This window comes from Erwinia sp. V71 (genome assembly GCF_965644245.1).
In the GTDB taxonomy this organism is placed as follows: domain Bacteria; phylum Pseudomonadota; class Gammaproteobacteria; order Enterobacterales; family Enterobacteriaceae; genus Erwinia.
In genome coordinates this window covers 15060-28535 of record NZ_CBFFRK010000001.1, presented here as the reverse complement: position 1 = coordinate 28535, position 13476 = coordinate 15060, and the positions used below count along the sequence as shown (strand labels likewise).

17 protein-coding genes are annotated in these 13476 nt (G+C 57.7%); 5 read left to right on the top strand and 12 right to left on the bottom strand.

Annotation, left to right across the window (positions count from 1 at the left end; genetic code table 11):
- Positions 1–24 precede the first annotated feature (24 nt).
- Genes ACSZO1_RS00155 through ACSZO1_RS00115 form a run of 9 tightly spaced genes read right to left on the bottom strand, consistent with a single transcriptional unit; the run spans position 25 to position 6669 of the window.
- Positions 25–558 (bottom strand): DUF3833 domain-containing protein, encoded by a 534-nt coding sequence (locus ACSZO1_RS00155; RefSeq protein ID WP_437608306.1) that lies wholly within the window; start codon positions 556–558, stop codon positions 25–27.
- Position 559: 1 nt separating this feature from the next.
- Positions 560–1072 (bottom strand): hypothetical protein, encoded by a 513-nt coding sequence (locus tag ACSZO1_RS00150; RefSeq protein ID WP_437608304.1) that lies wholly within the window; start codon positions 1070–1072, stop codon positions 560–562.
- Between the two features lie 4 nt (positions 1073–1076).
- Positions 1077–1562: a DUF2878 domain-containing protein gene (locus tag ACSZO1_RS00145; RefSeq protein ID WP_437608302.1), complete on the bottom strand. Its 486-nt coding sequence runs from the start codon at positions 1560–1562 to the stop codon at positions 1077–1079.
- On the bottom strand, positions 1559–2788 hold the full coding sequence (locus ACSZO1_RS00140; RefSeq protein WP_437608444.1) for a class I SAM-dependent methyltransferase: 1230 nt from the start codon (positions 2786–2788) through the stop codon (positions 1559–1561). The genes ACSZO1_RS00145 and ACSZO1_RS00140 overlap by 4 nt, the downstream gene beginning before the upstream one ends.
- Positions 2789–2792: 4 nt before the next feature.
- On the bottom strand, positions 2793–3506 hold the full coding sequence (locus ACSZO1_RS00135; protein ID WP_437608300.1) for a DUF1365 domain-containing protein: 714 nt from the start codon (positions 3504–3506) through the stop codon (positions 2793–2795).
- An 11-nt stretch (positions 3507–3517) separates the two neighbouring features.
- Entirely contained in the window at positions 3518–4768 is a 1251-nt protein-coding gene (locus ACSZO1_RS00130) for an NAD(P)/FAD-dependent oxidoreductase (protein ID WP_437608298.1), read from the bottom strand.
- A gap of 4 nt (positions 4769–4772) precedes the next feature.
- A complete protein-coding gene (locus ACSZO1_RS00125; protein WP_437608296.1) occupies positions 4773–5489 on the bottom strand; it encodes an SDR family NAD(P)-dependent oxidoreductase in 717 nt (238 codons plus the stop codon).
- The gene (locus ACSZO1_RS00120; protein WP_437608294.1) at positions 5486–5923 is read right to left on the bottom strand and encodes a nuclear transport factor 2 family protein; all 438 of its coding nucleotides are present in this window, start codon (positions 5921–5923) and stop codon (positions 5486–5488) included. Before ACSZO1_RS00120 ends, ACSZO1_RS00125 begins: the two co-directional genes overlap by 4 nt.
- A gap of 14 nt (positions 5924–5937) precedes the next feature.
- Positions 5938–6669 (bottom strand): MerR family transcriptional regulator, encoded by a 732-nt coding sequence (locus ACSZO1_RS00115; protein ID WP_437608292.1) that lies wholly within the window; start codon positions 6667–6669, stop codon positions 5938–5940.
- A 148-nt stretch (positions 6670–6817) separates the two neighbouring features.
- On the opposite strand from ACSZO1_RS00115, the gene ACSZO1_RS00110 reads away from it, so the two are divergent.
- Genes ACSZO1_RS00110 through ACSZO1_RS00100 form a run of 3 tightly spaced genes read left to right on the top strand, consistent with a single transcriptional unit; the run spans position 6818 to position 8368 of the window.
- Entirely contained in the window at positions 6818–7381 is a 564-nt protein-coding gene (locus ACSZO1_RS00110) for a helix-turn-helix domain-containing protein (protein ID WP_437608290.1), read from the top strand.
- Positions 7378–7911, top strand: a complete 534-nt coding sequence (locus ACSZO1_RS00105) for a GNAT family N-acetyltransferase (RefSeq protein WP_437608288.1) — start codon at positions 7378–7380, stop codon at positions 7909–7911. Before ACSZO1_RS00110 ends, ACSZO1_RS00105 begins: the two co-directional genes overlap by 4 nt.
- Positions 7901–8368: a GNAT family N-acetyltransferase gene (locus tag ACSZO1_RS00100; protein WP_437608286.1), complete on the top strand. Its 468-nt coding sequence runs from the start codon at positions 7901–7903 to the stop codon at positions 8366–8368. Before ACSZO1_RS00105 ends, ACSZO1_RS00100 begins: the two co-directional genes overlap by 11 nt.
- 13 nt (positions 8369–8381) lie before the next feature.
- Here ACSZO1_RS00100 and ACSZO1_RS00095 read toward each other — a convergent pair whose 3' ends face one another.
- Together ACSZO1_RS00095 and ACSZO1_RS00090 are read right to left on the bottom strand one after the other, a co-directional pair.
- Positions 8382–8558, bottom strand: a complete 177-nt coding sequence (locus tag ACSZO1_RS00095; RefSeq protein WP_437608284.1) for a hypothetical protein — start codon at positions 8556–8558, stop codon at positions 8382–8384.
- Between the two features lie 71 nt (positions 8559–8629).
- Positions 8630–8773, bottom strand: coding sequence for a hypothetical protein (locus tag ACSZO1_RS00090; RefSeq protein WP_437608282.1), 144 nt, complete (start codon positions 8771–8773; stop codon positions 8630–8632).
- A 236-nt stretch (positions 8774–9009) separates the two neighbouring features.
- Between ACSZO1_RS00090 and dinG the strand changes: the two genes are divergently transcribed.
- The gene (gene dinG / locus ACSZO1_RS00085) at positions 9010–11163 is read left to right on the top strand and encodes an ATP-dependent DNA helicase DinG (RefSeq protein WP_437608280.1); all 2154 of its coding nucleotides are present in this window, start codon (positions 9010–9012) and stop codon (positions 11161–11163) included.
- A 33-nt stretch (positions 11164–11196) separates the two neighbouring features.
- On the top strand, positions 11197–12174 hold the full coding sequence (gene ybiB / locus ACSZO1_RS00080) for a DNA-binding protein YbiB (RefSeq protein WP_437608278.1): 978 nt from the start codon (positions 11197–11199) through the stop codon (positions 12172–12174).
- Between the two features lie 29 nt (positions 12175–12203).
- Here ybiB and ACSZO1_RS00075 read toward each other — a convergent pair whose 3' ends face one another.
- Positions 12204–13373 carry a M20 aminoacylase family protein gene (locus ACSZO1_RS00075; protein ID WP_437608276.1) on the bottom strand — a complete coding sequence of 390 codons (1170 nt, stop codon included), beginning with the start codon at positions 13371–13373 and terminating at the stop codon, positions 12204–12206.
- Positions 13374–13476 lie beyond the last annotated feature (103 nt).

The following is a 13476-nucleotide window of genomic DNA, read 5'->3' as shown; positions in this document are numbered from 1 at the left end:
GAACTGCAGCCTCATCAAAAGTGATCAGCGGGCTTTATCCTGTGGTTTGTCGAAAAAAATGGTGACGCGCGCCACTTCTATGCCCCATTTTTTCAGCGAGGTGACGTTCAGCAGGTGGCGGGAGTCCTGCTGATAAATCCAGTCATCAAAGTTCAGCAGGTAGCTCGATGAGCCGGTTTTCACCTCCATCTGGTAGCGCCAGTTAAAGGCATTGCCTGCCGCATGGCCACTGGCGCGGCCGATAATATCATCCGCGGTGCCGCTGTAGTGGCCATCAGGCTGGCGCAGAATACGCCAGACCCGTGTCTGGCGCTCGCCATCGTCATAGACAAAATCTTCATGCAGCGTCAGCGTATCGCCCAGCACTTCACCACGAATCGCCACCTCAAAACGCCGCACCTGTTTACCGCTGTAGTCCTGCACCATGCCCCAGGCACGTGATTCGCCGTTAAAGTAGGCGAAGATATCGAGCTTCGGCGTGGCGGCATGGTAATCCTCAATGCTGGCACCGCAGCCGCTGATCAGCAGGCAGAGCAGCAGGCACATTTTTTTCCACATCTTAGTTTCCTCGCGTCAGATCCTGACGCAGCTCAGGGTAGGTGGTTTTCTCTGACAGCCAGATGGCTAAAAAGGCATCGCGAAATGCCGTATCGAAGCGCGGGCCGATGGCGATAATCGGCTGGGTGGTTCCCGTAGCCTGCCAGTAGAACTGGCCGCCTTGTGCGTCAGCCTGAAAGGCCAGACGACTGCCTGGCGTCACATCCGGCCAGAACCCTGCCAGCTGTGTCAGCCAGGCCTTGCGCTGCTGGTCGTTGCCAATATTTTGCTGCTGCCACTGTTCGTCGGTCGCTTCCAGCAGGTCGTCACGGCTGATATCGCGGCGATAAGTGATGATCAGCGCCAGTGGCCACTGCTGTGGCTGCCAGCGCCCCTGCGGCGTCATCAGCTGTGAGTCATACAGCGTGAAGGGACCCCATGTCAGCGTGGCGCGGCCAACCTGACGCCAGTGCAGCCAGTCGGCGGCGTGCAGTAACGGTGTAAACAGCAACAAACACCAGAGCCACTTTTTCATCGCGTCACCTTGCGGGTTTGTATAACAGCCAGTGTGTCAGTGGCAGATACAGTGCCCAGCCGCCGGCCAGTAACGGCCATACCAGCGTTGCGCTTTGCTGTAGCTGCATGGCGCCGAGACGCTCACCAATCAGATAGCTGCATGGGCCGCTGATGGCGCCCAGCGCAGCCAGCCAGCGTAACGGCAAGCGGATGGCGTTCAGCACCGTGCGCCACCAGCAGGCAAAAGTGAGCCACAGCGCGTACATCCACAATGGCAGTGCGTTGCTGCCCGTGAAGCGGAACAGATCGAGCATCAGCCAGAGGCTGTCCAGCGCCACACCTGCCAGTGTCACCAGTAACAGTCGTCCGCGGCAGCCGCGAGGCGAGAGCCACAGCGCCAGCAGGGCGACGATAGCGACGGGCAGTTCCACACGCTCACGTACGCCAACCGCCAGCGCCCAGTAAAGATCAAAACCGATCGCCAGCAGCCAGAATTGTGCGCGTTTCATGGCCGTACGGCAGTGAGCTGAATAGTGCCAATGGTGCGCGCCAGAAAACCGGCCTCGCAGTAGCAGAGGTAGAACAGCCACATACGGCGAAAACGGCGGTCAAACTGTGCACTCTCCAGCTGCGGCCAGGCATGGTCGAAGCTTTGCCGCCATGTGCGTAATGTACGGGCGTAATCGCTGCCGATTTCAAACACATCCTCCACCCGATAGTCGCTGTTCTCGCTGAGCGTCTGTTCCAGCAACGCCGTGGACGGTAAAAAACCGCCAGGGAAAATATAGCGCTGGATGAAATCCACCCCGCGGGCATAGATCTCATAGCGCTCCGGGCTGATGGTGATGGCCTGCAGCACCAGACGCCCGCCAGGCCTGATCAGCTGTTGACAGCGCTGAATAAACAGCGGGATATAGTGGCGTCCGACGGCTTCCACCATTTCCACTGACACCAGCTTGTCGTACTGTCCCTGCAGCGTGCGGTAGTCTTCGCACAACACGGTGACCCGCTCGCTTAACCCGGCATCTGCAATCCGCTGACAGGCGAACTGATACTGTTCCTGCGAAATGGTGGTGGTGGTGACGCGACAGCCATATTCGCGTGCAGCAAATTCTGCCAGCGCCCCCCAGCCAGTGCCGATTTCCAGCAGATGGTCGCCGGGCTGCAACGCCAGCTGCTGGCACAGGCGATGCAGCTTCGCTTCCTGCGCCTGTGCAAGACTCAGTTCCGGCGTCTGAAACCAGGCGCTGGAGTATTGCATCGACGGGTCGAGAAAGGCGCGGTAGAAGTCATTGCCCAGATCGTAGTGAGCGGAAATATTGCGTCTGGCCTGGCGCACACTGTTGCGGCGCAGGCGATGAATCAGTTTGTTCAGCGGCGTGGTCAGCCAGCTGAGCCGCGCTTCCAGCCGATCGGTGACGGCCATATTCTCTGCCAGCACCTGGATCACGGCAGTGAGATCCGGCGTATCCCATTCACCGTCCATATAGCTTTCCGCTGCCGCGATGCTGCCGCCCAGCAGTACGCGCCGGTAAGCCCGGGTATGGCGCACATGCACTTCCGCCTGCAGCGCCGCCTGCGCATCACCAAAAAAACGTTCGCCAAGATGGGGATCGCTGATGCGCAAACCTGCCCCCTGAATCTGCCCCAGCAGGGTGAAAATGATCCGGCGTGAGGCCGAATAGCGTTTACCTGTTTTGCTGCTGTGCGTCACGCTCACTTCGGATATGCGTATCGTTTTAGCTCCCCGACTTCGGATGGTCGTAGATCGGCGCTCCTTTGCGCCAGAGTTTGAAAGCCTGCCAGTAAATCGCCAGCGCAGTACGCAGCGTCATTAATGGGAAGCGCCAGAGGTGATGACGCAGAGTGCGTCGCGTCAGCACTTGCTGGCGCAGGTAAAGCGTGGCGTCGAATTCACGTCCGGCGCGGTGATTTTCGATATGCACCCGTAGCGATTTTCCCGGCGGGGAGAGCCGCCAGTGATATGTCATCTCCATCGAGTTGAAAGGGGAAACATGAAAGGCTTTGGCGGTGGTTTCGCTGCCGTCCGGTCTGACCGCGTAAGTGTGGCGCTCATTCCACGGCGTATTGCGCACCTCCGCCAGCAGCCAGCGCAGCTGACCACTGTCGTCATACAGGTAGTAGAAATTGACCGGGTTAAAGGCGCAGCCGAAATAACGCAGCTGGCACAGCAGCAGCACCTTGCCCGTCAGCGTCTCGCCGGTCAGTTGTGCGATACGCTTTTGCGCGCGCGCTTTGATATCGCCACCGCCGAGAAAATCCGCACTGTCAAAGGATGCCGCAGCAAATCGCCCGCGACGGATGCCTGCCTGTGACAACTGCGCCAGTTCATCGAGATCAATCAGCGCCATAAAAATAGCGTAACTGAACTGATGTTCGACCGGCGTAAACCGGCGATGACGCACATGACCACAGTACAGGCAGCTGTTCATAGCAGGCCCGCCTATTCCATGCCGGAGACCACATCCAGCGCGCTGCGGATACCGTCCTCATGAAAGCCGTTATAACTCCACGCGCCGCAAAACCAGCTGCGTCGCTGACCGTTCAGCACCAGCCGCTGCTCCTGCGCAGCAAGGCTCCGGGCGTTAAATTGTGGATGGTGGTAGCAGAAGGTCGCCAGTACCTTCTCCGGGGCAATCGGCTGGGTTGGATTGAGCGACACACAGAATGTGTGCGGAGCACGGATGCCCTGCAAAATATTCATATTGTAAGTGACGCTGGCACCGGCGTGTTCGCTACCCGCTGCCGCGGCATCAAGATGATAATTCCAGCTCGCCCAGGCGCGGCGGCGTTTTGGCAGCAGGCGGGTATCGGTATGCAGCACCACCTGATTCGCGCGGTACGGCGTGGCGGATAACATCGCCTGTTCTTCCGGTGTGGCATCCGGCAGCATCTGCAGCGTTTGATCACAATGGCTGGCGAAAATCACCTGATCAAACTGCTGGCTACCCGTCGCGGTTTCCACGATGACACCCTGCTCATGGCGGCGCACCGCCAGTACCGGCGTGTTCAGGTGCAACTGCAGTTTATCGCCCAGCAGAGTGAGCAGGCGGCGTACATACTGGCGTGAACCGCCCGGAATGACATACCACTGTGGACGGTTGACCACGTCCAGCAGGCCATGGTGGTTAAAGAAATGCAGAAACAGTGACAGCCGCATCTGGCGCATTTCCGCCAGCGATGTTGACCAGATAGCCGCGCCCATCGGCAGAATATAGTGGCGGGCGAAGAAGTCGCTAAATCCCTGGCTGATAAGAAAATCATCCAGCGTTTTATCGTCATTCTGCTGTTGCAGCCAGAGTTTGCCACGTTTATTAAAACGCAGGATCTCACGAATAAAACACCAGAACGCCGGGCGGAACAGGTTACGGCGCTGAACAAACAGGCTGCTGAGGGTATGGCCGTTATACTCCAGCCCGCTGGTCTGGTTGCGTACCGAAAAACTCATCTCGGTCTTCTGGCTCTCCATGCCCAGTTCCGCCAGCAGCGACAGAAAGTGCGGGTAGGTGCGGTCATTAAAGACAATAAAACCGGTGTCGATGGCGTACTGCTCTCCCTGCAGTTCGACATCAACGGTGGCGGTATGCCCGCCGGGTGTCGCAGAGGCTTCAAACAGCTGTACCTCGGCGCGCTGCGCCAGTTTCCATGCGCAACTGAGACCGGCAATCCCGCTGCCGATAATCGCTATCTTCACTACACTACCTCGCTATCTGCTGGGTCAACAGCCGCTGCCACGACTGGGGTAAACGTGCTGTCAGACGCAGAATCAGAGCAAACAGCGGTGGAAACGCGATTTCCCGTTTCCCGCGCGCCAGGCCACGACGAATATACCTGGCGGCCTGCTCCACACTGATGATCATCGGCATGGCAAAATCATTACGCGCTGTCAGTGGTGTGGCGACAAAGCCCGGCTGTACCAGCGAGATATGGATGTTGCGGTGACGCAGATCCTGCGCCAGACTGCGGGCAAAATACGCCAGTGCGGCTTTCGATGCGCCATAGGTTTCCGCGCGTGGCAGCGGCACCAGACTGGCGGTAGAGCCGACCAGCGCCACCCGGCTGCCCGCAGCCAGCTGTGGCAGCAGGGCATCCAGGCAGTTAACCGGGCCATTAAAATTGGTGTTCATTACATGGTGGACTTTCTCTGCCTCCACCACGCCGTGGTCAAGATATTCACAGGTGCCCGCACACAGGATCGCCAGTTCGACGCTGGTTTCCGCCAGCGCTGCACGCGTGGCAGCCAGGTCCGTCATATCTAAGGGGCAGAGCGTGATATGCGGCGCATGCTGTTGTAACCGGGCCAGTTTGTCGCCATCGCGGCCACAGGCGATGACCTGCCAGCCTTCTGCGGCGTAGTCGCACGCCAGCTGAAAGCCAATCCCTGAACTGGCGCCGGTAATCAGCACGCGTTTCATGTTTTCAGCCTTTTTTTCAGCAGACGAATCACACCGCCCAGCAGCGGGACTTTTTCATACAGCATTTCGCCCAGGTCGTAGTAATCACGCTGGAAGACAATTCGCTCTTCACGAAACACCAGATAACTGCTCCCTTCCAGCGTCTGCGATGCGCTGTTCTGCAGCGCAGGATGGGCGTACTCCATACGCCATAACAGCAGTGCACACTGGTCGAAATAGTGCTGATGGGTGACGTGGAAACGGCAGTAGTGCAGATTTTTCAGCAGTGAAGCAAAATAGCGCTCCAGCGCTTCCACGCCGTGGTGCTGACCGACAGGATCGACCAGCAGTGTATCCTGATGATATATCTCGCTAAGCTGACTCAGCAGACTGGGTTGCAGATGCTGGTAAAACGACACCAAACCCTTCAGTGTTACCTGTTGTGCATGCTGCATATCCCTTCGCTCCTTTAGCTGCCGTGGGGCATAATGGCGAACCCTTGCTCCTGCCAGTGCGTGATCTGTTCCTGCTGACTGCGCGTCAGTTTTTTGCCGGTCCATAAGAAAATAGACTGGCCCGGGAAGATTTCCGGCCGCAGTGAATCCAGTGGTTCTGCTAATACATCAATACGCCAGCCGTGCTGCGATAAACGCCAGGCCTCGAGCCAGAGGCGGGTGCGATCTTCTGCACCCCAGCCAATGAGCAGGGCATCTTTCCCGGGCTTTTTCCGCGACCCGGTCAGACAGAACGCGACATAGTCAATCAGTGCGCCATCCAGCAGGCTGTTCATTGCCCGTGCGGTGGTCTGGTCCAGACCCAGACGCTGACGCATCGGGATGATGACATTATCTATTAGCGCATCTGCAGGATTTTCGCGACCCATAGTCGCAATTTTTACCCGTAATTTTGACGGGCATACACTGCGCAGCACCGTCATCAGTTCATCCTGCAATGCCTGCCAGCCGTCCTGTGCATGAACGTGCTCGCCCTCCAGCAGAGCTTTGACTTTGCCGACCGGCACGCCACTTTCGATCCAGCGTTTGATCTCTTCAATGCGCTGAATATCCTCGTCATCAAACTGACGATGACCACCTTCTGATCGTTGTGGTTTCAGCAAACCATAACGACGTTGCCACGCACGCAGCGTCACCGGGTTAATCCCACAGCGCTCGGCGACTTCACCGATGCTATAAACGGTCATGTTTTTCCTCTGTATTCAACACTTCTCTGTCAACGTTAGCCTGTGATAATGGGTTGTACAACTATGATTTAATTGTACAAGTTGACCTTGCGCAAGTTTTTTGTTAGATCTCATATGTGAGATTTAATCCCGAATTTGAGATGACTCTATGACTCAGCAGGAAAGCACTGAACAGCGACTGGCGCAACGACTGGCGGAACTGCGGCTGGCGCAAGGCTGGTCGCTGGAGGAGCTGGCAGAAATGACCGGTATCAGCCGGGCGTCGTTGTCACGCATTGAGCGCGCAGAAACCAGCCCGACGGCGACGTTACTGAACAAACTCTGTGCCGCGTATGGCCTGACGATGTCACGGCTGCTCAGCGCCGTGGAAGAGAACAGCGTCCAGCACCTGCGCCCTGCGCAGCAAATGGTGTGGCTGGATAAGGAGCACGGCTTTGAGCGCCGCAGCCTGTCGCCGCCCGCCAGTGCGTTTCGCGCCGAGCTGGTGGAAGGGAAATTGCGTGCTGGCGCGCGCATTGAGTATGACACTCCGCCGCTGGCTGGTCTGGAGCAGCATATCTGGCTGCTGGCGGGGGTGCTGGAAATTAGCGTCAATGGTCAGCACTGGCGGCTGGAAACGGGCGACTGCCTGCGTTTTCATCTGTTTGGCCGATCGTCTTTTCACGCGCCGGAAGGGCAGGCGCATTATGCTCTGGTGGTATGCCGTCCATGATTGATTACGAAATACTGAATGCTGAACAGGCGCAACAGGAACATGCGGCACTGTGCGATGTGCTGACAGGCTGCGTGGCACAGGGTGCCAGCGTGGGATTTATTGATGCGACGGATCAACCACCGATTGCCCGCTTCTGGCAGGATGTGGTGTACAGCATCGCCAGCGGCGATAAAACACTGCTGGTGGCGCGCGATCGCGGCCGGATTGTGGCTACTGTGATTGTGGTGCTGGGGATGATGCCGAACGGTGCGCATCGCGCGGAGATCAGTAAGCTGCTGGTGCACCCGGACGCGCGCCGGCAGGGCATTGCCCGCCAGCTGATGTTGCAGGCGGAGCAGATCGCCCGTGCGGCGCAACGCAGTTTGCTGGTGCTGGATACACGCAGTGGCGATGTGGCTGAACAGCTCTATCTGTCGCTGGGCTGGCAGGTTGCAGGCAGCATCCCGTGGTTTGCGCGATCAACGGAAGGTGAAATGGATGCCACGACGGTGATGTACAAACGGCTGGAGGCATATAATGGCCGATGACGTGCTGGTGACGGTCAGCCGTGAAGCCGTGGAGTCAGCTGATGCACAGGCGCTGATGGCGCAGCTGTCCACCGTGCTGCAGCAGATTACCGGCGACAGTGGCCAGCATTCGTTTAACGCCGCTGATCTGCAACATCCGGCCGCCTGTTTTGCCGTCGCGCGCGATCAGCAGGGGAATGCGCTGGGTTGTGGTGCTATTCGTCCACTGACGCAGGACGTGGCGGAATTAAAGCGGATGTTTGCCCGCGAAGGCGCGCAGGGAACCGGTTCGGCGTTGCTGCATTTTCTCGAAGCTGAAGCGGCGACACTGGGCTACAGGGAAATCTGGCTGGAAACGCGCCGTGTTAACCAGCAGGCCGTGCGTTTTTATCTGCGCCGGGGTTATCAACCCATTGCCAGCTACGGTCGCTATATTGGCAACCCTGAAGCGCAGTGTTTCGCCAAAACCCTAAGATGATAAGCGGCGCTGGCTATGCCGCCAGCGCCTTAACCAGATACGGGAAGAGCTGGGCGAGAAAAAGTGCGCTCACTACCCAGACGATGATGCGGTTTTTCGCGTCGATGATATCGGTTCGGGTCGCGTAATTCGATTTAATGACCGCGACATCAATTTTCAGTTCCTGTACATCGGTTTTTAGAATGTGCACATCAGATTTTAAAATCTGCACATCACTTTTGAGTACGCAGACATCTGATTTCAGTACCTGAACGTCTGATTTCAGTACCTGAACATCTGTTTCAGAACGTCGACATCCGTTTCGAGTTTCCCCAGTTTTACCTGCATGGCAGCACCTCCGTTGTGATTGTTTTCAGGCAAATGGAACATTCCCCGAGTGACTTGCGCCTGTTTTGTGGTGTTCATATTTTAACCTCTCTCCTTGTAATTGTCGCGCGCTTCCTGACCGCTACTGTGTAAAGATTCAGTGGTTTAGGGACAGTGGAGCATGGGTATGCGACGTGCGGAAGTGAAAGATGCGGAATCTGGAAGGCGTTACGCATATACTAAACTTCACCGCGCAAGCAGGTGCACCTGATATCCCCGTAGTGCATAATATCCGCTACACCATTTGCAACTAATTGATACTAAACAGATAACTAATGCTCACTGCCGCGCTGAAGACGCAAATTGGTCAATGGTACAAGGCCCTGCAACAACAGGTTCCCGATTTTATTCCGCGTGCGCCACAGCGTCAGATGATCGCTGAAGTGGCGAAAACCCTTGCGGGTGACGCTGGCAGGCATCTGGCGATTGAAGCGCCTACGGGTGTGGGGAAGACGCTCTCTTACCTGCTGCCGGGCATTGCCATCAGCCGCGCACAGGAAAAGCCGCTGGTGATCAGCACCGCCAATGTCGCGTTGCAGGATCAGATTTTCACCAAAGATTTGCCATTACTGCAGAAGAGCATCCCCGACCTGAAATTTACTGCGGCGTTTGGCCGTGGCCGCTATGTTTGCCCACGCAATTTATCGGCACTGGCGACGGATCAGGAACAACAGGGTGACCTGCTGCTGTTTCTGGATGACGAGCTTACGGCCAGTAAAGACGAACGTGCCCGCTGCGCCACGCTGCAGAAAAGCCTCGAACGCCATCAATGGGATGGCCTGCGTGACCACTGTGACGATGCCATTGACGATTCGCTCTGGCAGCGTCTGAGTACCGATAAAGCCAGCTGTCTGGGACATAACTGCCACTGGTATCGCCAGTGCCCGTTCTTTGTCGCGCGGCGCGAAATTGAAGATGCCGATGTGGTGGTGGCGAACCATGCGCTGGTGATGGCGGCACTGGAAAGTGAGTCGGTGCTGCCGCCAGCAAAACATCTGCTGCTGGTGCTCGATGAAGGCCATCACCTGCCGGAAGTGGCGCGTGATGCACTGGAAATCAGTGGCGAGATCTCGCCTGGCTGGGTCAGCCTGCAACTCGATTTGTTTGTGCGCCTGGTTGAGCAGTGTATGGCGCAGTTTCGGCCGAAGTCGCCACCCCCGCTGGCAAATATTGAGCGTCTGAAAGGTCACTGCGAGGAAGTGCGCGAACAGCTGCAGATGCTGTCCGCTATGCTGGCGTTGTGGCTGCCTGAAAACGAGATTGCCGGTGAATACCGTTTTGAAATGGGCGTGCTGCCGGAAGAGGTGCTTGGCCTGTGCGCGCGCTTATTTAAACTGAGTGATGCACTGCGGGGGCTTTCTGAAGCGTTGCTGAACGACCTGAGCGAGAAAACCGGCCAGTATGATGTGGTGCGTCTGCACCGCACGCTGTTGCAGATGAATCGTGCGTTCGCCTGGTTTGAATCGTTCAGCAAACTGTGGCGGCTGGCGGCGCTGGAGCAGGCGTCTGGCGCGCCGGTATCTAAGTGGGTGACGCGGGAAGAGCGTGATGGTAATCCGCATCTGTGGTTTCACTGCGCCGGTATCCGCGTCAGCGATCAGCTGGAAAAACTGCTGTGGCGTAAAGTGCCGCATGTGGTGGTGACGTCCGCCACCCTGCGTTCGCTGAACAGCTTTAACCGTCTGCAGGAGATGTCAGGGCTGAGCGAACACAAGGATGATCGCTTTGTGGCGCTGGATTCACCGTTCAATCATATCGAGCAGGGCAGGCTGGTGATCCCGCAGATGCGTTACGAGCCACAGCTCGCCAGCGAACCAGAGCATATTGCTGAGATGGCGCACTTCTTCCGTCAGCATATTGCGCAGGGGCAGCATAAAGGTATCCTGGTGCTGTTCGCCAGTGCGCGTGCGATGCAGCTGTTTCTCAGCCACGTCACTGCGCTGCGTCTGATGATGCTGGTGCAGGGCGACAAACCGCGCAGCCGCCTGATTGCGCTGCATCGCCAGCGGGTTGAGCAGGGAGAAACCAGTATTCTGGTGGGGCTGCAGTCGTTTGCTGAAGGGCTGGATCTGAAGGGCGAACTGCTGTCACAGGTGCACATTCATAAAATTGCTTTTCCGCCGGTAGACAGTCCGGTAATTTTGACCGAAGGCGAGTGGCTGAAAAGCCTGAAGCGTTACCCGTTTGAGGTGCAGAGTCTGCCGAGTGCCTCGTTTAATCTGATTCAGCAGGTGGGCCGCCTGATCCGCAGTCATCACTGCTTTGGTGAAATTGTGATCTACGATCGGCGGCTGATCAGCAAAGGTTATGGCGCGCGCCTGCTGGCCGCGCTGCCGGTTTTCCCGATTGAGCAACCGGCGATGCCGGAGGGCGAGCCGCCAAAAGTGGTGCGTGAGACAAAGACGAAAAAAATCAGACGGCGGCGTTAATGTCGTGTCACCCGATCAGGAAGCACAGAGCTTATGGAATATACCAAAATCATCAAAGAAGTCGGGCGTGGTAAAAATCATGCGCGCGATATTGACCGCGAGACGGCGCGTGCGCTCTACCGCAGTATGCTGGCGGGTGAGGTGCCGGAGCTGGAGCTGGGCGGCCTGCTGATTGCGCTGCGTATCAAAGGCGAAGGCGAAGAGGAGATGCTGGGCTTCTATGAAGCGATGCAGGAGCGGATGATGCGCCTGACACCGCCAGCGGGCAGGCCAGTGCCAGTGGTGATTCCCAGTTATAACGGCGCGCGCCGGCAGGCGAATCTGACGCCGCTGCTGGCGCTGTTGTTGTCAGCGCTGGGATTACCGGTGCTGGTACACGGCATCAGCCATGATGCCACCCGCATTACCAGTGAACAGGTGTTCGCGGCGCTGGGCATTACGGCGGTGACGGATGCTGCAAGCGCGCAGCAACGGCTTGATAACGGCGAACTGGTGTTTATGACGGTGGACACCCTCTGTCCACCGCTGGCAGCACAGCTGGCATTGCGCTGGCGGATGGGCGTGCGCAACAGTGCGCATACGCTGGCGAAACTGGCGACGCCTTTTGGCACAGAGACGGTACTGCGCCTGTCGAGCGTATCTCATCCGGAATATATCCCGCGCGTGGCAAAATTCTTCAGTGCAATTGGCGGCACGGCGTTGCTGATGAATGGCACCGAAGGGGAAGTGTATGCGAATCCGCAGCGCTGCCCGGCGATTAACCTGATTACGCCGCAGCAGGCTGAGCCTGAACAACTGCTGGCGCGCCAGGATGAGTCCGTACTGCAGGGCGAAGCGCTGCCGTCAGCGAAAGAGGCTGAGGTGACGGCGGGCTGGATCCAGCGTGTGCTGAACAAAGATGTGCCGGTGCCGCAGGCGTTGCGGCTGGAGATCGCCTGCTGCCTGGTGGCAGCGGGTCAGGTGACCGATATTGACGATGGTCTGGCGCAGCTGGATGCGGCAGGGTATTGATCACGCTGGCGACGCAGCGGCGTCGCCTTTTAGTCCGCTTTTGTGCTGACGGGCAGCAGCTGTGCCACCAGTTGCTGCCAGATGCGAATCCCGTGAGTAATCAGCTGATCATTAAAATCGTACCAGGCGTTATGCAGCGGCTGAGACGGTGTTGCGCCATCTGCGCCAATCCAGAAATACGCGCCCGGACAGGCCTCCAGCATACAGGCGAAATCCTCTGATGCCATTGATGGCGGCACGTCCCAGCGAACGGCGTCGCTACCCAGCAGTTTGCTGGCTGCATCGCGTACCTGCTGTGCCGGTTGCGGATGGTTTTTGGTCACCGGATAACCCGGATACCAGCTGATGGCGCCGCTGATACCAAACGGTGCCGGTAAGGTGGCAACAAACTCTTCGATCAGCGCACGCACTTTGCTGCGCACCTCACCCTGTAAGCAGCGCACCGTGCCGCGCAGCGTTACCTGTTCCGGGATCACATTGATGGCTTCACCGCCGTTAATCTGCGTCACGCTGACAACCGCTGATGCCAGCGGAGACAGGCGGCGCGCCGGAATAGTCTGCAGCGCCAGAATCAGATCCGCTGCCGCGACGATCGGGTCTGCACCGCTTTCCGGCATCGCCGCATGGCAGCTTTTGCCGGTTAAGGTGATTTCAAAAGAATCGAGCGAAGCCATCATCGCGCCGCTGTTGACGGCCACCGTACCGACTGGCAGACCGGGCCAGTTATGCAGTGCGTAAATGGCATCCATCGGAAACAGGGTAAACAGGCCTTCTTCCACCATTTTGCGTGCGCCACCGAGGTTTTCTTCTGCAGGCTGGAAGACAAAGTGCAGCGTGCCGCGAAACTGGCGGGTTTCACTCAGCAATCTGGCGGTCGCCAGCAGAATAGCGGTATGACCATCATGGCCGCAGGCGTGCATCACGCCGGGCTGAGTGGATTTATGAGCGGGATTACCCAGTTCGGTGATTGGCAGCGCATCCATATCGGCGCGCAGGCCAACGACCGGACCAGGACCGTTTTCCAGCGTACCGACAACACCGGTTCCGGCGAGGCCGGTATGCACCTGTAAGCCCCATTCGCGCAGTTTTGTTGCCACCAGTTGTGAGGTGTGATGCTCCTGATAACCCAGCTCGGGACATGCATGCAACTGGCGACGCCAGCAAATTGCTTCTTCAATCAAGGTGTCACGAATGGTCATCACTGCACATCTCTCCTGGTGGTTGCCACAGTCCTTTTTACCCTGCGCCGCAGCCGCAGGCAACGAAACTTTGTGAGGCCGGTTGAATATTCACCCGCCAGAG